This is a genomic window from Variovorax sp. 38R, assembly GCF_014843395.1.
In the GTDB taxonomy this organism is placed as follows: Bacteria; Pseudomonadota; Gammaproteobacteria; order Burkholderiales; family Burkholderiaceae_C; genus Variovorax; species Variovorax paradoxus_H.
Map to the genome: position 1 here is coordinate 6837576 of NZ_CP062121.1, position 24493 is coordinate 6862068.

Below are 24493 nucleotides of genomic sequence, written 5' to 3' on the forward strand. Positions count from 1 at the left end.
CGACGATGACCCTCGATGCTTCCGACCTGCAGCGCCGCGTGCGCGAACGCGTGGACGACGCGCTGGTGGCGCAGTTCCAGCGCGACGGCGCGGTCTGCATCCGTCAGCTGCTCACGGCCGACGAACTCGCGCTGCTGCGTGACGGCATCGAAGCGAACCTAGCGGCGCCCAGCCCGCGCGCCAAGGTCGCGAGCCGGCCCGACGACCCGGGCCGCTTCTTCGAGGACTTCTGCAACTGGCAGGAGATCGACGCCTTCGGCCGCTTCATCGTCGAGGCGCCGCTGGCGCCCCTCGCGCAGCGGCTCATGGGCTCGGACACCGTGCGCCTGTACCACGACCACCTGCTCGTGAAGGAGCCCGGCACGCGCCAGCGCACGCCGTGGCACCAGGACCAGCCCTACTACAACATCGACGGCGCGCAGAACGTCAGCATGTGGATTCCGGTCGACCCGGTGTCGCGTGCCGCCACGCTCGAGTTTGTGGCCGGCTCCCACAAGGGGCCGTGGCTCATGCCGCGCACCTTCATGGACAACCACGCCAAGTGGTTCCCCGAAGGCAGCCTCGAAGACCTGCCCGACATCGAGGGCGCGCGCGAGCGCTTTCCCATCGTCGGCTGGGACATCGAGCCCGGCGACTTTGTCTGCTTCCACATGCTCACGCTGCATGCGGCGGCCGGCGTCGAGGGGCCGAACCGGCGCCGCGTGTTCTCGGTGCGATTTCTGGGCGACGACATCCGCCACGCGCCGCGCAGCTGGAAGACCTCGCCCGATTTCCCGGGCCTCGCCGAGCGCCTGCCGGCGGGCGCGCCGATGGACGATCCGCTCTTCCCGTTGCTCGCTGTCTGATGCCCCGGGTAAGACGAAGGTAGAAAGAAAAAACGCGCTCATTCCCATCGCGTGGGAATTCGGGCTTGGACGTGGGAACGGCGAGCAAGATACTGCACGCCGCATCCACTTTCGACCGCCCAGCGATTGCCCCCGATGACGACCCCTCTCGACGCTCCTGCCCACAACGACCGCGCGCTGTTCGTGCTGTCGGTGCTGGCGCAAAGCAAGGCGGCGATGACGGCGGCCGAGCTGGTGCAGGCCACCGGCCTGTCGCAGAGCACGCTGTACCGGCAGGTCGCCACCTTGCGCCGCTGGGGCTTCGTGATGGAGTCCGAGGGCCGCTACTCGCCGGGGCCCGTCAGCGTGCAGCTGGCCAGCGGCTTCGACGGCAACTCCGACCTCGTGATGGCCGCGCGCGCCGACATGCGCGTGCTGGCGCAGCAAAGCCACGAGAGCGTGGCGCTCGTCACCCTCGTGAACGACCGCGTTGTGTGTCTGGAGATGATCGACAGCGAACAGTCGCTGCGCTGCTCCTTCGACCGCGGCCGCAGCGTGCCCGCACGCGACGGCGCCAGCGCCAAGTGCCTGCTGGCCCATGCACCCGACGACGCGCGCGACCTGCTGCTCGACGGGCTCGACGAAGGCCCTGAACGCCGCGCCGAGCGTGGCGCCGAACTCGGCACCATCCGCGCTGCCGGCCATGCCGTGACGCACGGCGAGGTCGATGCCGGCGTCTGGGGCGCGAGTGCGCCGGTGCTGGCCGCGGGCCGGCGCCTGCGCGGGGCGATCACGCTGATGGCGCCGCTCACGCGCGTCGAAGGCATGGAAGCTGCATTGGTCCACATGACCGTCGTCACGGCGGCCCGCATCTCGCGCGCACTCCAGTAGCCGCACCGCATCTTTTTCTTTTCTCCTCCCTCACCTCCACGAAAGCCCTCTCATGAACACCCGTCGCACCCTCGTCGCCGCCGCCCTGTCCGGCCTCGCCTTCTTCGGTTTCGCTGGCGCTGCACACGCCCAGGGCGAGCCGCTGCGCGTGGCCACCGACGCCACCTTCCCGCCGATGGAGTTCGTGGAAAACGGCAAGCGCACCGGCTTCGACGTCGAGCTGGTGGAAGCCATCGGCAAGACGCTGGGCCGCAAGATCGAGTGGATCGACATCGACTTCAAGGGCCTCGTGCCGGGCCTCATTTCGAAGCGCTTCGACATGGCCGTGTCGGGCATCTACATCACCGACGAGCGCAAGAAGGTCGTCGACTTCACCGTGCCGTACTACGCCGGCGGCCTCGTGGTCATGGTGAAGGACAACAACACGACCATCAAGAAGCCGGCCGACATCAACGGCAAGAAGGTCAGCGTGCAGGTGGGCACCAAGTCGGTGGCCTACACCAAGGAGAAGTTCCCGCAGGTACAGCTGCTGGAAGTCGAGAAGAACCAGGAGATGTTCAACCTCGTGGACATCGGCCGTGCCGACGCTGCCGTCACCGGCAAGCCCGCCGCCTTCCAGTACGTGCGCACACGCGGCGGCCTGAAGGTGCTCGACGAGCAGATCACCACCGAGGAATACGGCATGGCGATCCGCAAGGACACGCCCGAGCTCACCAAGGCCGTGAACGGCGCGATCGAGAAGCTCAAGGCCGACGGCACCTACGCCGCCATCGTGAAGAAGTGGTTCAGCGCGAACACCAAGTAAGCGCGCCATGGACTTCGATTTCTCGCCCGTCTGGCAGGGCTGGCCCGACCTGCTGCGCGGCGCGCTGGTCACGGTGGAGATCACCGCCTGCGCGCTGGCCCTGGGTTGCGTGCTGGGCCTCCTGGTCGGCATCGGCCGGCTGAACCCGAAGCGGCGCTGGATCTACGGCGTGTGCACCGCCTACGTGGCGGCGATTCGCGGCACGCCGCTGCTGGTGCAGCTGTTCATCCTGTTCTTCGGCCTGCCGCACTTCGGCATCCTGCTGCCGGCCTTCCTGTGCGGCGTGTTGGGGCTCGGCGTGTACTCGGGCGCCTACGTGTCGGAGATCGTGCGCGGCGCGATCCAGTCGATCGACAAGGGCCAGACCATGGCCGCGCAATCGCTCGGCATGACGCCCGGCGTGGCGATGCGCCAGATCGTGCTGCCGCAGGCCGTGGTGCGCATGATTCCGCCGCTGGGCAACGAGTTCATCGCGCTCATCAAGAACTCGGCGCTGGTGTCGCTCCTGACCATTCATGACGTGATGCACGAAGGCCAGAAGATCATCAGCGTGTCGTACCGCTCGCTCGAGGTGTACCTGGCGATTGCGGTCGTGTACTTCGTGCTCACGGGCACGATGACGCTGATCCTGCGGCACTTCGAGCAGAAGCTGCGGCAAGGCGGGTTGATGCGATGAGCGTGCAGCGTTTTTCGCGCGCGACCCTGCGCGCCACGCCCTGGAAGAACGGCGGCGGCACCACGCAGGAAATCGCCAGCTGGCCGCCAGGCACGGGGCTCGACAGCTTCGGCTGGCGCGTGAGCATCGCGACCATTGCGTCGGCCGGCCCGTTCTCGGTGTTCCCGGGTGTCGATCGCCAGATCATGCTGCTCGAAGGCGACGGCGTGCGCCTCTTCACGCACGACGGCCGCGTGTCGCACCGGCTCGACGTGCCGCACCGCCCCTTCGCTTTTTCCGGCGACGACCCGATCGACTGCACGCTGCTCGGCGGCGCCTCGAACGACTTCAACGTGATGACGCGCAGCGGCCAGTGGCGCGCCGATGTGCAGGTGCTGGACCACGCCGCCGACATCGCGCCTGCGCCGCACGGCGTGCTGCTGGCGTTGCGCGGCGATTGGCGCTTGAATGACGATGAAGCCCTCGTTGAAGGCGAAGGCCTGTGCTGGACCGACGCCGCGCAGGCGTGGCAAGCCGCACCGGCGAGCGACGACGCGCGGCTCGTGGCCGTGCGCTTCGTGCCGGCCTGACCGGCGGAAGGAAAAAAATGACGATGAAACCCCCCAGCGAATCCCCCTCGGCCGACGGCCTCTGGACCGGCCTGCGCCTCGCACCCGGTGCGGCGCCCGGCCTGAGCTTGGCGCCCGATGCCGAAGCCGCCCTCGTGGTCGCGCAGGGCACGGTCCGCTGGGTCGGTGCGCGCGCCGATCTGCCCGCCGAGTTCGCGGGGCTCGCGCCGCACGACGGCGGCGGCGCGCTCGTCACGCCCGGCCTCGTCGATTGCCACACGCACCTGGTCTACGGCGGCCAGCGCGCCAACGAGTTCGCGATGCGGCTCGCGGGCGCCACGTACGAAGAAGTGGCCAAGGCCGGCGGCGGCATCGTCTCGTCGGTGCGCGCCACGCGCGAGGCCGACGAGGACACGCTGTTCGCACAGGCCGCCGCGCGCCTCGAACAGCTGCTGGCCGACGGCGTCTGCGCCATCGAAATCAAGTCGGGCTACGGCCTCGCGCTCGAACACGAGCGCAAGCAGCTGCGCGTGGCGCGGCGCCTGGGCGAGGCCTACGGCGTCACCGTGCGCACCACCTTCCTCGGCGCGCACGCGTTGCCGCCCGAATACGCCGGCCGCAGCGGCGACTACATCGACCTCGTCTGCAACGAGATGCTGCCCGCGCTCGCGGCCGAAGGGCTGGTCGATGCGGTCGACGTGTTCTGCGAACGCATCGCCTTCTCGCTCGAGGAAACCGAGCAGGTCTTCCAGGCCGCCCAGGCGCTGGGCCTGCCAGTGAAGCTGCATGCCGAGCAGCTGTCGGACATGGGCGGCGCCGCGCTGGCTGCGCGCTACGGCGCGCTGTCGTGCGACCACATCGAGCACCTGTCGGCCGACGGCATCGCGGCCATGCGCCAGTCGGGCACCGTGGCCGTGCTGCTGCCCGGGGCCTACTACACGCTGCGCGACACGCACCTGCCGCCCATCGACGCGCTGCGCGCCGCGGGCGTGCCGATGGCCGTCTCGACCGACCACAACCCCGGCACCTCGCCGACGCTGAGCCTGCTGCTGATGGTCAACATGGCCTGCACGCTGTTCCGCCTCACCGTGCCCGAGGCGCTGGCCGGCGTCACGGTGCACGCCGCGCGCGCGCTGGGCCTGCAGGACACGCACGGCGCCATCGCGCCCGGCATGCCCGCCAACTTCGTGCTCTGGAACCTCCACGACGCCGCCGAGCTGGCCTACTGGTTCGGCCAGCAGCCGGTGCGCACCGTGGTGCGCCAGGGACGCATCGCCATCGGAGCCACTGAATGACACACACGCTTTTCGCGGCCGATGCGCTGCTGCCCGCAGGCTGGGCCAGGAACGTTCTGCTGACGTGGAACGACGCGGGCCAGCTCACGCAGGTGCAAGCCGGCGCAGCCCGCCCCGCCGACACGCCAGTCGCTCACGGCCCCGTGATCCCCGGCATGCCCAACCTGCATTCGCACGCCTTCCAGCGCGCCTTCGCGGGCCTCACCGAGCACCGCGCCGAGCAGCAGGACAGCTTCTGGAGCTGGCGCACGCTGATGTACCGCTTTGCCGCGCGCCTCGGGCCGCAGCACATGGAAGCCATCGCGACCTGGCTCTACGCCGAGATGCTCGAGGCGGGCTACACCAGCGTGTGCGAGTTCCAGTACGTGCACCACGACACCGACGGCCGTCCCTACGCCGACGACGCGGCGCTGAGCCGCGCGCTGCTGCGCGCCGCGCAGAACACAGGCATCGGCTTCACGCTGCTGCCGGTGCTCTACCAGACCAGCGGCTTCGGCGACCAGCCGCCCACCGACGGGCAGCGCCGCTTCATCCGCTCGACCGAGTCGATGCTGCGCCTGCTCGACACGCTCAAGCCCGACTGCGACGCGCAGGGCGCGCGCCTGGGCCTGGCGCCGCACTCGCTGCGCGCCGTGCCGCCCGAGGCGCTGCGCGAAGCGCTCGCCGGCCTGGACGCCATCGACCGCACGGCGCCGGTCCATATCCACATCGCCGAACAGACGAAGGAGGTGGACGACTGCGTGGAGTGGAGCGGCCTGCGCCCGGTCGAATGGCTGCTCGATCACGCGAGCGTCGATGCGCGCTGGTGCCTCGTGCACGCCACGCACATGAACGACGCCGAGTACGAGTACGCCGCACGCAGCGGCGCGGTCGCGGGCCTGTGCCCGACGACCGAGGCCAACCTCGGCGACGGCATCTTCGACTTCGCGCGCTGGCGCAGCCACGGCGGCGCCTGGGGCGTGGGCTCGGACAGCCACGCCAGCGTCAACGCGGCGGAAGAGCTGCTGATGCTCGAATACAGCCAGCGCCTGGGCCGGCGCCAGCGCAACGTCGGCGCCAGCGCGGCGCAGCCGCACGTGGCCACCGCGCTCACGCTCGAAGCCGTGCAGGGCGGGGCGCAAGCGGCGGGCCGCACGGTCGGCGGGCTGGCCGCGGGGCAGCAGGCCGACTTCGTCGTGCTCGATGCCAACCACCTCGCGCTGCAGGGCCTGTCGGCCCCCGACATGCTCTCGGCCCACGTGTTCGCAAGCCACCGCACCTCGGCCGTCGACGCGGTCTGGGTGGCGGGCCGCGCGCGCGTCACGGCCGGCCGCCACGCGCTGCACGACAGCGCGGCGTCGGGCTTCGTGGCAGCGCGCACCCAGCTTCTGCAGGACTGAGAAAATTCACCCATGGCTCTTTTCACCACCACCGAACCGGCGTTCCGCTTTCGCCAGGGCACGCGCCCGCTGCTGATCTCCATGCCGCACGTCGGCACGCACGTGCCACCCGCGCTGGCCGCACGCTTCACCGACGAGGCGCGCCATGTGCCCGACACCGACTGGCACCTCGAACAGCTCTACGACTTCGCCGATGCACTCGGCGCCTCGGTGCTCGTGGCCACGCACTCGCGCTACGTGGTCGACCTGAACCGGCCGCCGGACGGCGCCAGCCTGTACCCGGGCCAGAGCGTCACCGGCCTGTGCCCGGTCGACACCTTCGACGACACGCCGGTCTACGCGAACGCCGGCGAGCACCCGTCCGACGCCGAGATCGCCGAACGCCGCGACGCCGTCTGGCGCCCGTACCACCAGCAGCTGCAGGCCGAGCTCGACCGCCTCACGGCCGCGCACGACACCGTCGCGCTGTGGGACGCGCACTCCATCCGCTCCGTGCTGCCGCGCTTCTTCGAAGGCAAGCTGCCCGACCTGAACCTGGGCACCGCCGACGGCAAGAGCTGCGACCCCGCGCTGGCCGCCACGCTGCGCGGCATCGCCGAGTCGGCGCCCGGCTACACCGGCGTGCTCAACGGCCGCTTCAAGGGCGGCCACATCACGCGCCAGTACGGCAACCCGGCCGGCGGCGTGCACGCGGTGCAGCTGGAGATGACGCAGTCGAGCTACATGCAGGAAGCGCTGCCCTTCGACTACCTGCCCGACGTGGCCGCGGGCGTGCAGCCGCATGTGCGCCGGATGCTGGAAGCGGTGCTGGCCTTCGTCGAGGGTCAGCGAAAGGGCTGACGGGCATCAGGGCCGGGCCCCGGTTTCTACAATCGGAGGCTATGAAGCCCGTCATCTACACCCGCGGCCAGGCCTTGCCTGGCATCCTCGCCCAACGCATTGCCATCCTCGACGGCGCGATGGGCACGATGATCCAGCGCTTCAAGCTCACCGAGGAACAGTACCGCGGCGAGCGCTTCAAGGACTTCGAGCGCGACGTGAAGGGCAACAACGAGCTGCTGTCGCTCACGCGGCCCGACGTCATCACCGACATCCACGAGGCCTACCTCGCGGCCGGTGCCGACCTCATCGAGACCAACACCTTCGGCGCCACCACCATCGCGCAGGAGGACTACAAGATGGCCCACCTGGCGCGCGAGATGAACCTCGAATCGGCCAAGCTGGCGCGCGCGGCCTGCGACAAGTACAGCACGCCCGACAAGCCGCGCTTCGTGGCCGGCGCCCTCGGCCCGACGCCCAAGACGGCGAGCATCAGCCCCGACGTGAACGACCCGGGCGCACGCAACGTCGATTTCGAATCGCTGCGCGCGGCGTACTACGAGCAGACCGAAGCGCTGGTCGAAGGCGGCGCCGACGTGATCCTGGTCGAGACGATCTTCGACACGCTCAACGCCAAGGCCGCGCTGTTCGCGGTGGACGAGTACTTCGACAACAGCGGGCACCGCCTGCCGCTGATCATCAGCGGCACGGTGACCGACGCCTCGGGCCGCATCCTCAGCGGCCAGACCGTCACCGCCTTCTGGCACAGCGTGCGCCATGCGCAGCCGCTGGCCATCGGCCTGAACTGCGCGCTGGGCGCGACGCTGATGCGCCCCTACATCCAGGAACTGGCGCGCGTGGCGGGCGACACTTTCATCAGCTGCTACCCGAACGCCGGCCTGCCCAACCCGATGAGCGACACCGGCTTCGACGAGACGCCCGACGTCACCTCGCGCCTGCTGCACGAGTTCGCGGCCGAGGGGCTGGTGAACATCGTGGGCGGCTGCTGCGGCACCACGCCGGACCACATCGCGGCGATCGGTGCGGCGGTGGCGCCTGCCAAGGGCCGCATGCTGAATACCAACGGCTTCTACAAAGAGGCCGCCTGAAGCCGGGCGCCGCGCGCGCTTTCGGCTGATTGACGGCTCCCCGCCCCGCGCCTACGCTGGCGCGCACAGGAGCCCTTCATGAACGCCACATCTTTCTTGCGCCGCGCTGTCTTGGGCGCGCTCGTCCTGCTGTTGCCGCTCGCGGCGGCGGCGCAGCAGGCCTTCACGCGCGGCGCGGTCAACATGCGCGCCGGGCCCTCGGGCGACTACCCGCTGGTGGCACGGCTCGGGCCGGGCCAGCCGGTCGACGTGGTCGGCTGCACCAGCGGCTACGGCTGGTGCGACGTGGTGCTGCCCGACGGCGGGCGCGGCTGGGTCTGGTCGAGGAACCTCGACTACGCCTACCAGCAGCAGCGCGTGCCGCTGGCCACCTACGGCGCGGTCATCGGCGTGCCCATCGTGACTTTCGTGATCGGCAGCTACTGGGCCGACTACTACCGCGACCGCCCCTGGTACGGCGACCGGCGCTGGTGGGGCCAGCGGCCACCGCCGCCGCCGATCGCGGGCTGGCGCCCGCCGCCGCCCGTGCGTCCGGCCTGGCAGCCACGGCCCTGGCCGCCGGGGCAGGGCGTGCGTCCGCCGCACGGGCCGGGGGTCCGGCCACCGCATGGCCCAGGCGTTCGTCCGCCCGGTGGACCGGGCTACCGGCCGCCCGTCGACCCCGGGTTCCGTCCGCCCCGGCCGCAGCCGGGCGTGTCGCATCCGCATCCGGGCGGGGGCCGGCCCGGTGGGGGCGGCGGTGGCGGAGGAGGGCGTCCGCACGGAGGTGGTGGCAAGGGTGGTGGAGGCGGTGGGCATGGCGGCGGAGGCGGGCACGGCCACGGCCACGGCCGGTCCTGAACCGACTCAGACGGCCGGCGTCTCGATGCCGGCCGCCGCCTGCCGGTCACGCGCGATCAGCGCCACGAAGCGCTGCGCGCCCAGGCCCAGCGGCCGTTCGCGCGACCACACCACGTCCACCCACAGGTCGAGCCCGTTGCTGAGGTTCTCGAACGGAATCTCGACCAGCGCGCCCGCCGCGACGTGCGGCCGCGCGAAGTTGCGCGGCAGCCAGCCCCAGCCCAGCCCGGCGGTGATCAGGCTCAGCGCGGCCAGCGCGTTGTCGGTGCGCCAGACATGGCGCGCGAACACGAAGCGCGGGTCGCTGGTGCCCAGGTCGCGCCCGGCGACCACGATCTGGCGCGTGTTGGTCAGGTGCTCCTCGCGCAGGCGCCCGCCGGCCGCCGCTTGCAGCACGGGGTGGTGGGGCGCCATCACCGCCACCATGGTGTCGCTGCCGACCTCCTGGAAGCCCTCGCGGCCGTCGAGGCTGGGCCGCTCGAACACCAGCGCGAGTTGCGCCCGGCCGCTGTGCAGCAGCGCCAGCGCATCGGCCTGCGGCGCGGCCAGCACCTCGACCTGCAGCAGCGGGTAGTCGTCGGCCAGCGCAGCCAGCGGCCCACTCCACGGCGCGGCCAGCAGCTCGGGCGCGATGGCCAGCGTGAGCCGGTCTTCCAGCCCCTGCGTGAGCGCCAGTGCCTGCACCTGCAACTGCCGCAGCTGGGCCGCGAGCAGCCGCGCCTGGGGCTCGAGCGAGCGCGCGGCAGCGGTGGGCTGCGGCTCGCGGCCGCTGCGGTTGAACAGCGGCAGCGCCAGCTCGGCTTCGAGGTTGGCGATGGCCATGCTCACGGCCGACGGCACCTTGCGCAGCGCCCGCGCAGCGGCCGAAAACGAGCCGTGGTCGAGCACGGCCAGGAAGACTTCGACGTTGTCGCTGGAGAAAGCCATGGGGTGCTGACCTATCAATAAAACTGAAACAAGTTAACTTTTTATATCAGCGAAACACAAATAAAGTCCACCCATCGCAGTCACACAGACAGAGAAATTCATGCAGGGCATTCAGCGTCGGATCGTTTACATCTCCCTCTACGAGGGCATTGCCATCGTGGCGGCCAGCGCCGGCCTGGCCCTGATGTCGGACGCGGGGCTCGGCCACTCGGGTCTGCTGGCGGTGGGCGCCTCGGTCATCGCGGTGATCTGGAACCTGACGTTCAACGCCCTGTTCGAGCGCTGGGAGTCGCGCCAGGCGGTGCGCGGGCGCAGCCTGAAGCGCCGCATCGCCCACGCCATCGGCTTCGAGGGCGGCCTGATCGCCTTCCTGGTGCCGATGCTGGCCTGGGGCCTGGGCGTGTCGCTCTGGCAGGCGCTGGTGATGGACCTGGGCCTGGTGGTGTTCTTCCTGGTCTACACCTTCGTCTTCAACTGGGCCTTCGACCGCGTGTTCGGCCTGCCGGCCTCGGCGATGGGTGAAGCGCAGCCTGCGTAAGCCTGCGCTTACTTATTCGATTCACTTCGCCGGCTTGGGCGCAGCGGACGAGCGCATCGCCAGGGCACCGCTCAGGCGCAGGCGCTCGTTCTCGTTAAAGAGCGTCTCGCGCAGCTGGGCCCGCTCGGCCTCGGGCGCGCTGGCGTAGCGGTCGAGCCGCGCGTTCCATTCCTGAGTTTCCTGGTCGAGCGTGGCCAGGCCGCGCGCCACTTCGTAGCCGTAGGCCTCGCTGCGCGCGGCAAAGCGCTCCTGGGGGCTGGCGCCACGCGCCTGCAGCGCCTCGGTCTGGTGCATCACGTCGAGATGGGCCACCGCGTCCTTGCGCACCTCGCGCTGCGCGGGCGACAGCCAGGCCTGCTCGCTCTGCGCCAGCGCCGCCGCACGTTGCTCGGGCGTGAGGCCGGGGTTGGACAGCAATTCCATCTTCTCGGCCATGAACTGGTCCTGCCGGATCTGGTCGCCGAACAGGCCTTCGATTTCCTCGGGCGCGAAGAACTGCCGGCGCACCGCCTCGCGCGCCTCCAGGCTGCGCCGCAAAAAGGCCGGGTCGCCGGGCGCGGGCGGCTGCAGGGTGCGCAGGGCTTCCTGCATGTCGACGTAGCGCTCCAGCAGGCCCAGCGCGCGCACGCGCCAGTCTTCGCGCAGGTGCTTGGCGAGCAGAGCAGGCGCGCGGGCCATCAGCGTGGCCTTGCTGTCGGCCTGCGCTTCGGCGAGCACCTGGTCGAAGAGGGTGATGAGGTCGCTGGTGAGGAGGGCGTCGGGAGCCGCGGCGGCTTGTTGCGCCGGACGGGGCGCGGTGGGCGCCGCGACCGTCGCCGTGGTGCGGGGCGCGGCAGCCCGTGGCGCATCGCCCGCATCGGGGCTCAGCGCCAGCCAGCCGGTTCCTACGGCCACCAGCGCGACTGCGCCGATGGTCAACGCCACGCCGCGCATGTCCCGCGTCCTCAGAGCCCCGCGCTCTTGAGCCGCGCGGCCTGTTCCCTGAACAGCTCCGGCGGCTTCTTCTCGTAGTACGGGAACTGGCTGCCGTAGGTGTTGCCGAAGGCCTGGTTCACTTCGTCGAGGTGGTTCTGGCGGTAGTCGCCCAGGTGCGTGCCCAGTCGCGTGGTGCAGACCGCGAGCAGGCCGTCGTTGGCCTCGCCGAAGAAGAACAGGCCGCCCAGCGTCGACAGCGCCGTGTCGCTCGGGTCGAACAGGTTGAAGCTGGTCGACACGCCCGACCACGAGTAGTAGCGCACGCCGTTGGCCACCGCCGCGCCGCTCTTCACGTCGCACGACGAGCCCGCGGCGGGGCGCCCCTGCGGAAACTTGGCGTCGAAGGCCGCGCCGCCCGCCGTGGTCAGCGAGGCCAGCGCGTTCAGCGGCACTTCGGGCAGCTGGCTCGGGTCCTTGCCCGAGAGAAAACCGATCATCCCCGTCAGCAGGCCGATGGCCTTCACCACCAGCGTCTGGGCGATGCCGCCTTCGGGCAGCTTGGCCAGCAGGTCGGCCACTTTGGAGCCGCCGTTCGCGCCGCCCACCGACGTGACCGACGCCACCATGTCGGGCGCCACCGCCGCCACGTAACGCACCGTGGGCGAGCCCTGCGAATGGCCGATGAGGTTGAACTTGAGCGTGGGGTTCTGCTCCAGCGCGCGGATGGTCTTGAGCTCCTGCAGCAGCTGCTCGCCGCGGATCTCGGAGGTGTTGGTGCCTGACACCTGCGCCACGTACACCTTGGCGCCCGCACCGGCCAGCTTGCCGGGGATGTCGTAGAAGTAATCGACGCCCAGCAGGTTGTCGAAGCCCAGCAGGCCGTGGACCAGCACGATCGGGTAGCGGGTTTTCGCCGTGTCGGAGGTCACGCGGGCCTCGACCCGCGTCGCGGTGTCGCTGGCGGCAGCCTGCGCGGGCGGCGTGAAAACCGTGAGGGCCGCTGCGGCCAGGAGGCCGCAGCTCAAGGCCACGGCGCGCACCGGGGTGGCTGCATGCTGCAACCGGGCAATCGACTTCCTGACCATCTGGCGCTCTCCCTTACGTCTGATTAAAAACACGAACGTTCGTTCGGAAACGGTGGGCGCATTCTGTTGACACGTGCAGGAATGAAAACTGGGGTTTTCCCAGGGCGCAATCGAATCGACCTAAAATGCGCGACTTCCCAAGGAGCGTTGCAGCGGTTCGCCACAGAGGCGAATCGTCAGGCTTGGGGCGACAACGACGCTCGCCTGTTCGACTCTTCCGCAGGTGAGGTCATGTCCCAGATTCCCGCTTCCGTTTCCGCTCCCGTTGCTCCCCCTCCCATGAAGCTGTCCGGCCTCGAGCCGGTCGCCATCGGCGCAGGCACGCTGTTCGTCAACATCGGCGAGCGCACCAACGTCACCGGCTCCAAGGCCTTCGCGCGGATGATCCTCAACGGCCAGTTCGAAGAGGCCCTGGCCGTCGCGCGCCAGCAGGTCGAGAACGGCGCGCAGGTCATCGACATCAACATGGACGAGGCCATGCTCGACAGCAAGGTCGCCATGGTCCGCTTCCTGAACCTCATTGCGAGCGAACCCGACATCGCGCGCGTGCCGGTGATGGTCGACAGCTCGAAGTGGGAGGTTATCGAGGCCGGCCTGCGCTGCATCCAGGGCAAGGGCATCGTCAACTCCATCTCCATGAAGGAGGGCGTCGACAAGTTCAAGCACGAGGCCAAGCTGGTCAAGCGCTACGGCGCCGCCGCGGTGGTCATGGCCTTCGACGAGAAGGGCCAGGCCGACACCTACGCACGCAAGATCGAGATCTGCGAGCGCGCCTACCGCGTGCTGGTCGACGAGGTGGGTTTTCCGCCCGAAGACATCATCTTCGACCCGAACATCTTCGCCATTGCCACCGGCATCGAGGAGCACGACAACTACGCCGTCGACTTCATCAACGCCGTGCGCTGGATCAAGGAGAACCTGCCGGGTGCCAAGGTGTCGGGCGGCGTGAGCAACGTGAGCTTCAGCTTCCGCGGCAACGACCCGATGCGCGAAGCCATCCACACCGTGTTCCTGTACCACGCGATCCAGGCGGGCATGGACATGGGCATCGTCAACGCCGGCATGGTCGGCGTGTACGACGACCTGGAGCCCACGCTGCGCGAGCGCGTGGAAGACGTGGTGCTCAACCGCCGCCCCGACGCGGGCGAGCGCCTCGTCGAAGTGGCCGAAACCGCCAAGAGCGGTGCCAAGGACGAAAGCAAGCGCCTCGAATGGCGCGGCACGCCCGAGCACCCGGTGCACGTCAACCAGCGCCTCTCGCACGCCATGGTGCACGGCATCACCGATTTCATCGTCGAAGACACCGAAGAGGCCTACCAGCAGATCCTGGCCAAGGGCGGCCGTCCGCTGCACGTGATCGAAGGTCCGCTCATGGACGGCATGAACATCGTGGGCGACCTGTTCGGCGCCGGCAAGATGTTCCTGCCGCAGGTGGTCAAGTCGGCACGCGTCATGAAGTCGGCCGTGGCCCACCTGCTGCCCTACATCGAGGAAGAAAAGCTGCGCGATGAGGCCGCGGGCCGCGACGTGCGCACCAAGGGCAAGATCATCATCGCCACCGTGAAGGGCGACGTGCACGACATCGGCAAGAACATCGTGACCGTCGTGCTCCAGTGCAACAACTTCGAAGTGGTGAACATGGGCGTGATGGTCCCGTGCCATGAAATCCTGGCGCGTGCCAAGGTCGAGGGCGCGGACATCGTGGGCCTGTCGGGCCTCATCACGCCGAGCCTCGAAGAGATGCAGTACGTGGCCGGCGAGATGCAGCGCGACGACCATTTCCGCATCAAGAAGATCCCGCTCATGATCGGCGGCGCCACCACCAGCCGCGTGCACACCGCCGTGAAAATTGCGCCGCACTACGAAGGCCCCGTGGTCTACGTGCCCGATGCCTCGCGCAGCGTGAGCGTGGCGCAGAGCCTGCTCTCCGACCAAGCCACCGCGTACATCGACGAGATCAACGCCGACTACGCCAAGGTGCGCACGCAGCACGCCAACAAGAAGCAGGTGCCGATGTGGCCGCTGGCCAAGGCGCGCGCCAACAAGACGCCGGTCGACTTCGCGCAGTTCGTGCCGACGGTGCCCAAGTTCATCGGCCGTCGCGTGTTCAAGAACTTCGACCTCACCGAGCTGGCCAAGTACATCGACTGGGGCCCGTTCTTCCAGACCTGGGACCTGGCCGGCCCGTTCCCCGCCATCCTGAAAGACGACGTGGTCGGCACCGAGGCCGTGCGCGTGTACGCCGACGGCCAGCGCATGCTCAAGCGCCTCATCGAAGGGCGCTGGCTCAGCGCCAGCGGCGTGGTCGGCTTCTGGCCCGCCAACACCGTGAACGACGACGACATCGAGCTGTACACCGACGAGACGCGCAGCGAGGTCGCGCTCACCTGGTACGGCATGCGCCAGCAGACCGAGAAGCAAATGATCGACGGCGTGATGCGCCCCAGCCGCTGCCTGGCCGACTTCGTTGCGCCGAAAGACAGCGGTGTGAAGGACTACGTCGGCGTGTTCGCCGTCACGGCCGGCCTGGGTGTCGAGAAGAAAGAGAAGTTCTTCATGGACGACCTCGACGACTACTCGGCCATCATGCTCAAGGCCCTGGCCGACCGGCTGGCCGAGGCCTTTGCCGAGGCGCTGCACCACCGCGTGCGCACCGACCTGTGGGGCTACGCGAGCAACGAAGGCCTGAGCAACGACGACATGATTGCCGAGAAGTACCGCGGCATCCGCCCCGCGCCCGGTTACCCGGCCTGCCCCGACCACAGCGTGAAGGGCCCGATGTTCGACCTTCTGAACTGCGCGGACATTGGCATGACCCTGACGGAGAGCCTCGCTATGATGCCCGCCGCCAGCGTGAGCGGCTTCTACCTCGGTCACCCCGATGCGACGTACTTCAACGTCGGCAAGATCGGGCACGACCAGTTGCAGGACCAGGCGGCGCGGCGCCACACGAGCGAAGCGGAGCTCGAGCGCCTGCTCGCGCCGAACCTTTGAACCTGCCGGTCGGCCGGCCCACCGGTGTGACCGGCCACGGGAGTTGATATTCAGAAGCTGATCTTTGCCGCCGCGCACTACGCCCAGTTCGCGATCTTCGTGATCGCCTGCTGGGGTGCCGGCCGCGCGGTGCTCGCGCGCCTGCGTCCCCCGTCGCGCCGCGACGCCTGGCTCGAAGCGGCCATGGCGGCCGCACTCGGTGTCGGCCTGTACATCTGTGCCTTCCAGGCGCTGGCCATCTTCGGGCTGTTCCGCCGCGAGGCCACGCTCGGCCTGGTCGGCGCGGGCGTCGTGGCCGCCGCGTGGCAGTGGCGCGGCTGGCGCGCCGACATCCGCGCATTGCGCGCGGCCGCACCTGTCACCCCGCCGTGGAGCCGCTTCGAGCGCATCGCCGCCATCGCGCTGGCGCTGGTCGCGTTGCCCGCGCTGGTGGCGCCGCTCGCGCCGCCGGCCGCCTTCGACGAACTGATGTACCACCTGCCCTACGCGCGGCTGGTGGCGCAGCAGGGCACGCTGGGCATCCACGACTGGCTGCGCTACCCCTGGTTCCCGTACAACTACAACCTGCTGTACGCCGCCGCGCTGCAGGTGGGCGACGACGTGCTGCCGCACTTTCTCAACGCGCTGGCGGGTGCGCTGTCGGTGCTGATGATCTTCCGCATCGGCATCCTGCACGCCAGCCGGCTCACCGCCTGCATCGGCGCGGCCATCTGGCTGGGCATGGGCGACTACGCCAATGCGCTGATCGACATGGGCGTCGCGTTGTTCGTGCTGACCGCCTTCGTGGCGCTGTGGTGGTGGCGCGAATCCGAACCGCTGCGCGACGGCACGCGCTGGCTCTCGCTGGCGGCGTTTTGCCTCGGCGTGGCGGCGGGCTCCAAGTACCAGGCGCTGATCTTCCTGCCGCTGGTGGCGCTGTTCGTGTTGCGCCACGAGCGCCGCGTGTGGCGCGCCTGGGCGCCGGCGCTGCTGTGCTTTTTGATCCCGTGCATCTACTGGTACGCACGCAACGCGGTCATGACGGGCGACCCCTTCAACCCGATCGGTGCGCGCGTGTTCGGCTTCAGCGAATGGATTCCGGCCGACTACGTGCAGCAAGTGGCCGACGTGCGCGACCACGCCGAGATGCCCAACGCGCTGATCTGGTCGGTGTTCCTTGCGCCCTTCAGCGTGTGGTGGAAGCGCTCCGCCGCCGTGCGCGCGGCAGGCTGGTTCTGCCTGTACTCGGTGGCCGTGTGGGTCGTGACCTCGCGCTACCCGCGCTACCTCATGGCCTCGTTCCCGCTGCTGGCACTGACCGCCGCCGTGGGCTGGCAGGCACTGGGCAGCGGGATCGCGTCGGGTGTGCGCCGCCTGCGCGGTGCCCAAGCGACGGCAACATCCACCGGCCCGCGCAGCGGCGCGGGCATCGGCGACTGGGTCGTGGTGCTGCTGCTGGCCGTGCTGGCCGCCGTGTCGGTCGGCCAGACGGCGACCAAGGTGTCGATGATCTCGCTCACGCCCGAGAGCCGCGAAGCCTTCCTGCGCAAGCATGTGCCAGGCTACGGTGTGATGGATTACGTGCGCCGCCACGTGACCGGCCGCGTCTACCAGATCGCATTGAACGAGGCGATCTACTACGGCCCCAACCCGATCTGGGGCGACACGCTCGGGCGCTGGCGCTACCGCGACTACCTGCTGCTGTCGCCCGGCGACACCGCGCGCAAGCTGGCCGCCGAGGGCTTCACCACCGTCGTCATGTCGCCCGAGATGGTGAAAGTGCTCAGTGCGCGGCCCGACTTCGACAAATACTATGGCCTGCTTCACGAACAAGACGGCAGCCGGGCCTACCGACTCCTTCCGGCGATCGCCCTGACCGCACCATGACCGACCTCCGACCCGCCCCCGTGTCCGCCATGCCGCGCATTGCCGCCGTCATCCCCTGCTTCAACGAAGCCCTGGCCATCACCCAGGTGATCGAGGGCTTTCGCGCGGCGCTGCCCGGCGTCGAGGTCCACGTCTTCGACAACAACTCGACCGACAACACGGCCGCCGTGGCCCGCGCGGCCGGCGCGATCGTCACGCACGTCACCGCGCGCGGCAAGGGCAACGTGGTGCGGCGCATGTTCGCCGACGTCGAGGCCGACATCTACGTGATGGTCGACGGCGACGCCACCTACGACACCACCGCCGCGCCGCGCCTTATCGCGCGGCTGGTCGAAGGCAACCTCGACATGGTGGTCGGCAGCCGCGTCGACGACGGCCAGGACGCGCTCACCTACCGCGCGGGCCACCGCTTCGGCAACTGGCTGCTCACGGGCACCGTGGCACAGCTCTTCGGCGGCGGCCTCACTGACATGCTCTCGGGCTACCGCGTGTTCTCGCGCCGCTATGCCAAGTCGTTCCCCGCGCTGTCGCAGGGCTTCGAGATCGAGACCGAGTTGACCGTGCACGCACTCGAACTGCGCATGCCCTACGCCGAGGAAGGCACCGCCTACAGCACGCGCCCCGAGGGCTCGCACAGCAAGCTCTCCACCTACCGCGACGGCTGGCGCATCCTGAAGACCATCGGCAAGCTGTTCGTGAGCGAGCGGCCGCTGCAGTTCTTCTCGATCGTTGCCGCCGTGCTCGCGCTCGGTGCGCTCGCGCTGGCCGTGCCGCTGTTCATGACCTACGCCCACACCGGCCTGGTGCCGCGGCTGCCCACGGCGGTGCTCGCCACCGGCGCGATGCTCGCGGCGCTGCTGTCCTTTGTCTGCGGCGTGGTGATGCACACCGTCACGCTGGGCCGGCAGGAGGCCAAGCGGCTGCGCTACCTGGCGCAGCCCTGTGTGCGCGAGAGCCTGCGCAGCCGATGAAGATCGGGCGCGAGTTCCTGTCGTTCGCCGTGGCCGGCGTGATCGGCTTCGTGGTGGACGTGACGGTGCTCTACCTGCTGGCGCCGCTGCTGGGGTGGTACGGCGCACGCGTCGTGTCGTTCCTGGCCGCCGCCACCACCACCTGGCTCTACAACCGCCGCTACACCTTCGCCGCGAGCGCGGCCGGTGCCGCCACAGGGCGCTCGGTCTGGCGCGAATATCTGGGCTATCTCACGACCATGCTGGCTGGCGCGGTGCTGAACTACAGCGCCTACGTGCTCACGCTGCACTGGGTCGAAGGCCGCTGGGCCGCCGCGCTCGGCGTGGCGCTGGGCAGCATCGCGGGCCTGGGTGCCAACTTTCTGTCGGCGCGCTACCTGGTCTTCCGCTCGCACCGCAACGACGGCTGACGCCGCCGCCGGGCGCGTTCACAGACGCTCAGTGCCCGCCCGACACCACCACCGGAATCTCCGTTGCAGGCGGCGTGTTGCGGCTGCGGCCGCAGCGCACGAGGCCGTCGATCATCACCATGCCCACGCCGGGGATGTCGCCGAGCTGCACACTCTCGAGCAGGCCCGGCGCAGGCGAGTGCTGCGCGCGGTCCATGAAGACGAAGTCGGCATCGCGGCCCACTTCGATCAGCCCGCAGTTGAGCTTGCGGATCTTCGCGGTGTTGCCCGTTGCGAAGCAGAACACCAGCTCGGCCGGGATGTTCGCGATCGACGACAGCATCGCCACCATGCGCAGGATGCCCAGCGGCTGCACGCCCGAGCCCGCGGGCCCGTCGGTGCCGAGGATCACGCGGTGCGGGCACTTCAGTTCGAGCGCCGCCTTGGCCGCCGCGATGGCGACCTTCTCGTTGCCGTTGTGGACGATCTCGATGGCGCGCGTGCTCTTCTCGCACAGCTCGCACACATGCGCCTCGGGCAGCGAGGTGTGGCCGCCGTTGATGTGGCCGATGATGTCGGCGTCGGCCTCCAGCACCACGTCCTTGTCGATCAGGCCCGAGCCCGGGATCGACGGGCCGCCCGTGTGGATCGTGCTCTGGATGCCGTACTTGCGCGCCCAGGCCACCATTTCCTTGGCCTCGTAGCCGGCCTTCACCGAGCCCAGGCCCACTTCGCCCAGGAGGCCCACGCCGGCTTCGGCGAGTTCCTTGAAGTCGCTCTCGACCATGCCCTTTTCGATCACCGGCGCGCCGGCGAGAACTTTCACGCCGCCGGGGCGGAAGTTGTCGAACGCCCGCTGTGCGGTGATGGCCAGTGCCTTCAGGCCGACGATGTCTTTCGGGCGGCCAGGCAGGTGCACTTCACCCGCGGAGATCATGGTAGTCACGCCGCCGTGCATGGTGGAGTCGATCCAGCCGATCTGGCCCTGGCGCGGCGTCCAGTCGCCGAACACCGGGTGCACGTGGCTGTCGATCAGGCCGGGCGCCACGCAGGTCTTGCGCGCGTCGATGACGGTCTGTGCGCCTTCGAGGTCGCAGTCTTTTTCCTTGCCGATTGCGACGATCAGGCCGTCGTTCACCACGAGGGTGTCGGCGTCGAGGATGGGCTTGTCGATGTCGCCCGAGAGCAGCAGCCCTATGTTCTTGATGACGACCTTGCCCGACTTTGCGCCGGCTGCGATTTCTGCCATTTCGTGGTGTCCTCGTCGTGGGGTGGGGTGGTGTTGTCTTGTTCCTGGATGTCGTCCGCGCGCACGGTGCGCAGCAGGGTCTCGATCACGAAATCTTCCCAGTGCCTGATCGCCTCGGGCGACTCCATCGGTTCGCCGAGGAAGGCCGTGAGCGTGTGCCGGTTCGAGGTGTAGAAATAGCCGGTGGACGCAATCAGCAGGTAGATGTCGCGCGCCACGAGGTCGGTGCGGAACAGGCCCTGGGCGCCACCGCTGGCCAGGATTTCCGCAATGATGGCCACCGCCCGCGACGAGTACTCGCGCGCTCGCAGCGACTTCGAGATGTGCCGGCCCTTGTGCAGGTTCTCGGTGTTCAGCAGGGTGACGAACTCGGGGTTCTTGCGGTAGTAGCCGAGCACGAAGTGGATGACTTCGGTGAGCGCTTCCACGGGCCGCGAGGCGTCGAGCGCGATCGCGGCTTCGGCGTCGTCCATGCGCTGGTAGATGCCTTCGAGCACCGCGATGAACAGGCCCTCTTTGCTGCCGAAGTAGTAATAGATCATCCGGTCATACGACTTGGCGGCCTTGGAGATTTTCTCCACGCTGCCGCCGTCGTAGCCGTACTTGGCGAACACCTTGGTCGCCGCCTTGAGGATGCTGTCGCGCGTGGCCTGGGCCGCGGCCTCGCGCACGCCGGTGCGGCGCTGGGGCTTGGGCTTGCTGACGGAGCGGGAGTCGGCCATCGTGCGCGCAGCGCCTCTTTGTCTTGTCTTACTTCTCGGCGAAGGCGCGTTCGACCACGAAGTCGCCCGGCGTCGAGGTGTTGCCTTCTTTGAAGCCGCGCTTTTCCAGGATGTGCTTCAGGTCGACCAGCAGGCCGGGGCTGCCGCACAGCATCACGCGGTCTTCTTCGACGTTGAGCGGGGGCAGGCCGAGGTCGTCGGTGAGCTTGTTGCTCTCGATCAGGTCGGTGACGCGGCCCTGGTTGCGGAACTCCTCGCGCGTGACGGTCGGGTAGTACAGCAGCTGCTTCTCGATCATCTCGCCCAGGATCTCGTGCTTGGGCAGGTGGTCGGTCACGAGGTCGTGGTACGCCAGCTCGTCGACCTGGCGCACGCCGTGCACCAGGATGACTTTTTCGAACTTCTCGTACGTCTCGGGGTCGCGGATGATGCTCATGAACGGCGCCAGGCCGGTGCCCGTGCCGAACAGGTACAGGCGCTTGGCCGGCAGCGTGTAGTCGATGAGCAGCGTGCCCGTGGGCTTGCGGCCCACGATGATGGTGTCGCCCACCTGGATGTGCTGCAGCTTCGAGGTGAGCGGGCCTTCTTCGACCTTGATGCTCAGGAACTCGAGGTGCTCCTCGTAGTTGGGGCTCACGATGCTGTACGCGCGCAGCAGGGGCTTGTTGTTGACCTTCAGGCCGATCATCGTGAAATGACCGTTCGAGAAGCGCAGCGACGGGTCGCGCGTGGTGGTGAAGGTGAACAGGCGGTCGGTCCAGTGGTGGACGCTCAGGACGCGTTCTTCGCTGAATGCACTCATACAGAACTCAAGTGTTGGTTGAAGACAGGAAAGGGTGGCTGAGCCGAAATGCACGCCTTTGGGGCGTCCGCCATCGGCCGGCTAGCAACCCTCCATTGTCGTTGGTCGGAAAAACCCCGATGAACACCGCGAGAAAACACCATTGCAAGCATCGGGCCTGTTTGCTACATTGACCTTTGATGTAGTGAACGCAACATGAAAGTGTAGGGGATGCTACACAAACGACAGCCGGCGCACAAGCACTTGCACGGCACGTTTGTTGCAAACCTCCGGGGCCTGAAGACCCGCTCCGACAGCACCACACCACGAGATCGCCCCGATGACTGAACACACCAAGACAGACGGACTGCCCGGCATGGACATGCCGCAGATCGCCGAGGCCGGCAGCACCGCCTTCGGCAAGGCGCCGCCGCGCAACGAGAAGATGAGCACCGCCAAGGTCGAGTGCAACGCCTGCCCGGTGCTGTGCCAGATCTCCGACGGGCGCACCGGTGCCTGCGACCGCTACGCCAACCGCCAGGGCGTGCTGGTGCGTGTCGACCCGGTGGTGCTGCTGCGCCGCACGCTCGCCAGCGAACAGCCGGCGCTGGTGCCCTTCGATCGCCCTGGTGCCGAAGTGGCGGAGGCCGATGCCACGCCCGACTGGAACGGCGACCTGCTGCACGCCGACGAAGTCTTCGTCACCGGCGTGGGCTCGTCCACCACGTACCCCGACTACAAGCCCGCGCCCTTCATCGTGGCCTCCAAAGCCCAGGGCGTCGACATGGTCACCGTCGTCACCGAAGGCATCTTCAGCTACTGCAGCTTCAAGGTGAAGATCGACACCGACCGCTTCCTGGGCGCCGAGCAGGCCAACGTGCGCTACAAGGGCGAGGTCGTGGGCCATGTCACCACGGCCGAGTACGGCTCGCAGATGCTGTCGCTGGGCGGCGTGCACCACCTCACGGGCGGCAGCAAGAAGGAAGGGCGCATGACGGCCGAGCTGATGCAGCTGCTGGGCAACAAGCAGGCGGTCGAATGCACCATCGACGGCGGCGCCAGCCTCGTCATCCAGGCCGGCAAGGCGCCCATCGTCAACGGCGTCGAAGAGCAGCGCATGCGCGTGGGCTGCGGCTCGGCGGCCGTGGGCATCTTCGCGCGCCAGTTCGCCGGCGTGGCCGACGAGGTGGTGGTGGTCGACGACCACATCACCGGCGTGCTCACCGAACACCAGGCCGGCCGCTGCCTCGACATGACGCCTTCGGGCATCCAGATGCTGGGGCGCAAGTCCACGCCGGGGCGTTACTTCCAGGTCGCGAACCCGGGCAACGGCTGGGGCGGCACCGACATCGCCGACCCGCTTTCGATCATCGAAGGCTGGGAAGAGGGCGTGGCCCGCCCCGGCCTGCGCCTGCTCATGACATCGACCACCGGCGAGCACGCGCAGTGGTACGTGCTCGATGACGCACTGAAGCCCATCGAGCAGGAGATGCCACCCGAGGTGCGCCGCATCGTCGATCGCATCGGCGAGAACTGCGAGCCTTCGCTGTGCACCGTGCTGTTCCTCGGCGGCGCCGGTGGCAGCCTGCGTGCAGGTGTCACCGAGAACCCCGTGCTGCTCACGCGCGCCATCAAGCGCGCGCTGGTCAACGTCACCTGCGGCGGCGCGCCGGCCTATGTGTGGCCCGGCGGCGGCATCACCGTGATGGCCGACGTCATGCGCATGCCCGACCACAGCTTCGGCACCGTGCCCACGCCGGCCATCGTTGCGCCCATCGAGTTCAGCATGCGGCGCGCTGATTACGAAGCGCTCGGCGGGCACGTCGAACACATCTTCCCGCTCGAACAGGCGCTCGCGCGCGGTGCATGGCAGGAAGACGGCGCACCGCTGGCGCGCCAGTGGCTCGTCATCGACGATGCCAATCCGTGGCCCCTGGGTCACGCCCCCATGCTGGGCTGATTCATGTCCGCCCAACGTACAGCGCTCGACGCGAGCCGCTGGCATTTCAACCACGGCCCGATCGACATCGTGGCCGAAGCACACGGCGACCCGTACGCCGTCGCGGCCGCGCACGACGCGGCCTGGGCGCGCTTCGGCCATGTGCTCGACGAACTCGTGCGCGAGCTGCCGCAGTTGCGCCTGCCCGTGGCCGCACGCCAGCGCCCGCGCGGCGTGGTCGCGCGGCGCATGTGGGACGCCTGCGATGCGTTCTCGCCGCTGTTCCTCACGCCCATGGCGGCCGTGGCCGGCAGCGTGGCGCAGGAACTCATCGCCTTCTACGACCGGCCCGGCATCGAGCGCGCGTGGATCAACAACGGCGGCGACATCGCGCTGCACCTCGCGCCCGGCCACTCGGCGCGCGTGGGCGTGTTCGCCGACCTCGCGCGCTTCGACTGGCGCGACAGCCGCGTGCTCACCACCGACGGCCAGTTCGAACTGCACGCCGACCAACCCGTGCGCGGCGTTGCCACCAGCGGCTGGCGCGGGCGCAGCTTCTCGCTGGGCATCGCCGACAGCGTGACGGTGTTGGCCACCACCGCGGCGCAGGCCGATGCCGCCGCCACCGTGATCGCCAACGCCGTCGATGTGGCCGATGCCCTCATCCAGCGCAAGCCCGCCAACGAATGCAAGGACGACAGCGACCTCGGCGACACCCTCGTCACCGTCGACGTGCCGACGCTGGCGCCCGCGCAGGTGCACCATGCACTCGATGCGGGCGCCGCGTGTGCCCACGCGCTGCAGAAAAGGGGGCTCGTGTGGGCCGTTCTGCTCGTTTGCCAGGGGCAGTGGCGGCTGGTGGAACCCTTATGCTCGAAGTCGCTGGACGTCGCGCTGCCCGATGCAGTTGGTTCAGTATTTGCTTAACGAA

General features: G+C 68.9%; 23 protein-coding genes and 1 riboswitch. Of the genes, 17 read left to right on the plus strand and 6 right to left on the minus strand.

The annotated features are described in order from the left end of the window. The first annotated feature begins 5 nt into the window (after nucleotides 1-5). The 10 genes from IG196_RS31805 (at nucleotide 6) to IG196_RS31850 (ending at nucleotide 9186) form a co-directional block, all read left to right on the plus strand. Complete coding sequence (locus IG196_RS31805; protein WP_192194406.1) at nucleotides 6-845, plus strand: phytanoyl-CoA dioxygenase family protein; 840 nt, start codon at nucleotides 6-8, stop codon at nucleotides 843-845. A gap of 135 nt (nucleotides 846-980) precedes the next feature. Further along, nucleotides 981-1715 (plus strand): IclR family transcriptional regulator, encoded by a 735-nt coding sequence (locus tag IG196_RS31810; protein WP_192194407.1) that lies wholly within the window; start codon nucleotides 981-983, stop codon nucleotides 1713-1715. A 52-nt stretch (nucleotides 1716-1767) separates the two neighbouring features. After that, nucleotides 1768-2520, plus strand: coding sequence for a transporter substrate-binding domain-containing protein (locus IG196_RS31815; RefSeq protein ID WP_099794525.1), 753 nt, complete (start codon nucleotides 1768-1770; stop codon nucleotides 2518-2520). A gap of 7 nt (nucleotides 2521-2527) precedes the next feature. Beyond that, nucleotides 2528-3196 carry an amino acid ABC transporter permease gene (locus IG196_RS31820; RefSeq protein ID WP_099794526.1) on the plus strand — a complete coding sequence of 223 codons (669 nt, stop codon included), beginning with the start codon at nucleotides 2528-2530 and terminating at the stop codon, nucleotides 3194-3196. Further along, nucleotides 3193-3765 carry a HutD family protein gene (locus IG196_RS31825; protein ID WP_192194408.1) on the plus strand — a complete coding sequence of 191 codons (573 nt, stop codon included), beginning with the start codon at nucleotides 3193-3195 and terminating at the stop codon, nucleotides 3763-3765. The genes IG196_RS31820 and IG196_RS31825 overlap by 4 nt, the downstream gene beginning before the upstream one ends. A 23-nt stretch (nucleotides 3766-3788) precedes the next feature. Then, on the plus strand, nucleotides 3789-5039 hold the full coding sequence (gene hutI / locus IG196_RS31830) for an imidazolonepropionase (RefSeq protein ID WP_192197210.1): 1251 nt from the start codon (nucleotides 3789-3791) through the stop codon (nucleotides 5037-5039). Beyond that, nucleotides 5036-6418 (plus strand): formimidoylglutamate deiminase, encoded by a 1383-nt coding sequence (locus IG196_RS31835; protein ID WP_192194409.1) that lies wholly within the window; start codon nucleotides 5036-5038, stop codon nucleotides 6416-6418. Before hutI ends, IG196_RS31835 begins: the two co-directional genes overlap by 4 nt. Before the next feature lie 12 nt (nucleotides 6419-6430). Beyond that, on the plus strand, nucleotides 6431-7258 hold the full coding sequence (gene hutG, locus IG196_RS31840) for an N-formylglutamate deformylase (RefSeq protein ID WP_192194410.1): 828 nt from the start codon (nucleotides 6431-6433) through the stop codon (nucleotides 7256-7258). A gap of 41 nt (nucleotides 7259-7299) precedes the next feature. Beyond that, on the plus strand, nucleotides 7300-8346 hold the full coding sequence (locus IG196_RS31845; RefSeq protein ID WP_192194411.1) for a homocysteine S-methyltransferase family protein: 1047 nt from the start codon (nucleotides 7300-7302) through the stop codon (nucleotides 8344-8346). A 78-nt stretch (nucleotides 8347-8424) separates the two neighbouring features. Beyond that, entirely contained in the window at nucleotides 8425-9186 is a 762-nt protein-coding gene (locus IG196_RS31850; RefSeq protein ID WP_192194412.1) for an SH3 domain-containing protein, read from the plus strand. Nucleotides 9187-9192: 6 nt separating this feature from the next. Here IG196_RS31850 and IG196_RS31855 read toward each other — a convergent pair whose 3' ends face one another. After that, nucleotides 9193-10113, minus strand: coding sequence for a LysR family transcriptional regulator (locus tag IG196_RS31855; RefSeq protein WP_192194413.1), 921 nt, complete (start codon nucleotides 10111-10113; stop codon nucleotides 9193-9195). A gap of 100 nt (nucleotides 10114-10213) precedes the next feature. Between IG196_RS31855 and IG196_RS31860 the strand changes: the two genes are divergently transcribed. Further along, entirely contained in the window at nucleotides 10214-10651 is a 438-nt protein-coding gene (locus IG196_RS31860) for a PACE efflux transporter (RefSeq protein WP_099794538.1), read from the plus strand. 21 nt (nucleotides 10652-10672) lie between these two features. Here the strand turns inward: IG196_RS31860 and IG196_RS31865 are convergent, their stop codons facing one another. Continuing rightward, nucleotides 10673-11584, minus strand: coding sequence for a lipase secretion chaperone (locus tag IG196_RS31865; protein ID WP_192194414.1), 912 nt, complete (start codon nucleotides 11582-11584; stop codon nucleotides 10673-10675). Nucleotides 11585-11595: 11 nt separating this feature from the next. Next, nucleotides 11596-12651, minus strand: a complete 1056-nt coding sequence (locus IG196_RS31870; protein ID WP_192194415.1) for an esterase/lipase family protein — start codon at nucleotides 12649-12651, stop codon at nucleotides 11596-11598. Nucleotides 12652-12784: 133 nt separating this feature from the next. Beyond that, nucleotides 12785-12860: riboswitch (S-adenosyl-L-homocysteine riboswitch) on the plus strand. Nucleotides 12861-12882: 22 nt separating this feature from the next. Between IG196_RS31870 and metH the strand changes: the two genes are divergently transcribed. The 4 genes from metH to IG196_RS31890 all read left to right on the plus strand — a co-directional run bounded on the left by metH (nucleotide 12883) and on the right by IG196_RS31890 (nucleotide 18892). After that, nucleotides 12883-15645: a methionine synthase gene (metH, locus tag IG196_RS31875; protein WP_192194416.1), complete on the plus strand. Its 2763-nt coding sequence runs from the start codon at nucleotides 12883-12885 to the stop codon at nucleotides 15643-15645. Between the two features lie 99 nt (nucleotides 15646-15744). Next, on the plus strand, nucleotides 15745-17511 hold the full coding sequence (locus tag IG196_RS31880; RefSeq protein ID WP_225616866.1) for an ArnT family glycosyltransferase: 1767 nt from the start codon (nucleotides 15745-15747) through the stop codon (nucleotides 17509-17511). After that, complete coding sequence (locus tag IG196_RS31885) at nucleotides 17508-18482, plus strand: glycosyltransferase family 2 protein (protein WP_192194417.1); 975 nt, start codon at nucleotides 17508-17510, stop codon at nucleotides 18480-18482. Before IG196_RS31880 ends, IG196_RS31885 begins: the two co-directional genes overlap by 4 nt. Then, nucleotides 18479-18892, plus strand: coding sequence for a GtrA family protein (locus tag IG196_RS31890; RefSeq protein WP_192194418.1), 414 nt, complete (start codon nucleotides 18479-18481; stop codon nucleotides 18890-18892). Before IG196_RS31885 ends, IG196_RS31890 begins: the two co-directional genes overlap by 4 nt. Nucleotides 18893-18920: 28 nt before the next feature. Here IG196_RS31890 and IG196_RS31895 read toward each other — a convergent pair whose 3' ends face one another. The 3 genes from IG196_RS31895 to IG196_RS31905 are packed head-to-tail and all read right to left on the minus strand — an operon-like array spanning nucleotide 18921 to nucleotide 21644. Continuing rightward, nucleotides 18921-20120 carry an amidohydrolase family protein gene (locus tag IG196_RS31895; RefSeq protein ID WP_101493537.1) on the minus strand — a complete coding sequence of 400 codons (1200 nt, stop codon included), beginning with the start codon at nucleotides 20118-20120 and terminating at the stop codon, nucleotides 18921-18923. Then, complete coding sequence (locus tag IG196_RS31900) at nucleotides 20066-20842, minus strand: TetR family transcriptional regulator (protein ID WP_192194419.1); 777 nt, start codon at nucleotides 20840-20842, stop codon at nucleotides 20066-20068. Before IG196_RS31900 ends, IG196_RS31895 begins: the two co-directional genes overlap by 55 nt. Before the next feature lie 28 nt (nucleotides 20843-20870). Then, the gene (locus IG196_RS31905) at nucleotides 20871-21644 is read right to left on the minus strand and encodes a ferredoxin--NADP reductase (RefSeq protein WP_099794551.1); all 774 of its coding nucleotides are present in this window, start codon (nucleotides 21642-21644) and stop codon (nucleotides 20871-20873) included. A gap of 319 nt (nucleotides 21645-21963) precedes the next feature. Between IG196_RS31905 and IG196_RS31910 the strand changes: the two genes are divergently transcribed. After that, a complete protein-coding gene (locus tag IG196_RS31910; protein WP_192194420.1) occupies nucleotides 21964-23583 on the plus strand; it encodes a 6-hydroxynicotinate reductase in 1620 nt (539 codons plus the stop codon). 3 nt (nucleotides 23584-23586) lie between these two features. Beyond that, nucleotides 23587-24489, plus strand: a complete 903-nt coding sequence (locus tag IG196_RS31915) for a UPF0280 family protein (RefSeq protein WP_192194421.1) — start codon at nucleotides 23587-23589, stop codon at nucleotides 24487-24489. Nucleotides 24490-24493 lie beyond the last annotated feature (4 nt).

What these genes read in the sequence shown, in the direction of transcription:
- IG196_RS31885 (WP_192194417.1), top strand. Translation starts at nt 17,508, where the DNA reads ATGACCGACCTCCGACCCGCCCCCGTGTCCGCCATGCCGCGCATTGCC.
- IG196_RS31895 (WP_101493537.1), bottom strand. Translation starts at nt 20,120, where the DNA reads ATGGCAGAAATCGCAGCCGGCGCAAAGTCGGGCAAGGTCGTCATCAAG.
- IG196_RS31900 (WP_192194419.1), bottom strand. Translation starts at nt 20,842, where the DNA reads ATGGCCGACTCCCGCTCCGTCAGCAAGCCCAAGCCCCAGCGCCGCACC.
- IG196_RS31855 (WP_192194413.1), bottom strand. Translation starts at nt 10,113, where the DNA reads ATGGCTTTCTCCAGCGACAACGTCGAAGTCTTCCTGGCCGTGCTCGAC.
- IG196_RS31805 (WP_192194406.1), top strand. Translation starts at nt 6, where the DNA reads ATGACCCTCGATGCTTCCGACCTGCAGCGCCGCGTGCGCGAACGCGTG.
- metH (WP_192194416.1), top strand. Translation starts at nt 12,883, where the DNA reads ATGTCCCAGATTCCCGCTTCCGTTTCCGCTCCCGTTGCTCCCCCTCCC.
- IG196_RS31910 (WP_192194420.1), top strand. Translation starts at nt 21,964, where the DNA reads ATGACTGAACACACCAAGACAGACGGACTGCCCGGCATGGACATGCCG.
- IG196_RS31845 (WP_192194411.1), top strand. Translation starts at nt 7,300, where the DNA reads ATGAAGCCCGTCATCTACACCCGCGGCCAGGCCTTGCCTGGCATCCTC.
- IG196_RS31905 (WP_099794551.1), bottom strand. Translation starts at nt 21,644, where the DNA reads ATGAGTGCATTCAGCGAAGAACGCGTCCTGAGCGTCCACCACTGGACC.
- IG196_RS31860 (WP_099794538.1), top strand. Translation starts at nt 10,214, where the DNA reads ATGCAGGGCATTCAGCGTCGGATCGTTTACATCTCCCTCTACGAGGGC.
- IG196_RS31865 (WP_192194414.1), bottom strand. Translation starts at nt 11,584, where the DNA reads ATGCGCGGCGTGGCGTTGACCATCGGCGCAGTCGCGCTGGTGGCCGTA.
- hutI (WP_192197210.1), top strand. Translation starts at nt 3,789, where the DNA reads ATGAAACCCCCCAGCGAATCCCCCTCGGCCGACGGCCTCTGGACCGGC.
- IG196_RS31815 (WP_099794525.1), top strand. Translation starts at nt 1,768, where the DNA reads ATGAACACCCGTCGCACCCTCGTCGCCGCCGCCCTGTCCGGCCTCGCC.
- IG196_RS31870 (WP_192194415.1), bottom strand. Translation starts at nt 12,651, where the DNA reads ATGGTCAGGAAGTCGATTGCCCGGTTGCAGCATGCAGCCACCCCGGTG.
- IG196_RS31825 (WP_192194408.1), top strand. Translation starts at nt 3,193, where the DNA reads ATGAGCGTGCAGCGTTTTTCGCGCGCGACCCTGCGCGCCACGCCCTGG.
- IG196_RS31810 (WP_192194407.1), top strand. Translation starts at nt 981, where the DNA reads ATGACGACCCCTCTCGACGCTCCTGCCCACAACGACCGCGCGCTGTTC.
- hutG (WP_192194410.1), top strand. Translation starts at nt 6,431, where the DNA reads ATGGCTCTTTTCACCACCACCGAACCGGCGTTCCGCTTTCGCCAGGGC.
- IG196_RS31850 (WP_192194412.1), top strand. Translation starts at nt 8,425, where the DNA reads ATGAACGCCACATCTTTCTTGCGCCGCGCTGTCTTGGGCGCGCTCGTC.
- IG196_RS31890 (WP_192194418.1), top strand. Translation starts at nt 18,479, where the DNA reads ATGAAGATCGGGCGCGAGTTCCTGTCGTTCGCCGTGGCCGGCGTGATC.
- IG196_RS31820 (WP_099794526.1), top strand. Translation starts at nt 2,528, where the DNA reads ATGGACTTCGATTTCTCGCCCGTCTGGCAGGGCTGGCCCGACCTGCTG.
- IG196_RS31835 (WP_192194409.1), top strand. Translation starts at nt 5,036, where the DNA reads ATGACACACACGCTTTTCGCGGCCGATGCGCTGCTGCCCGCAGGCTGG.
- IG196_RS31915 (WP_192194421.1), top strand. Translation starts at nt 23,587, where the DNA reads ATGTCCGCCCAACGTACAGCGCTCGACGCGAGCCGCTGGCATTTCAAC.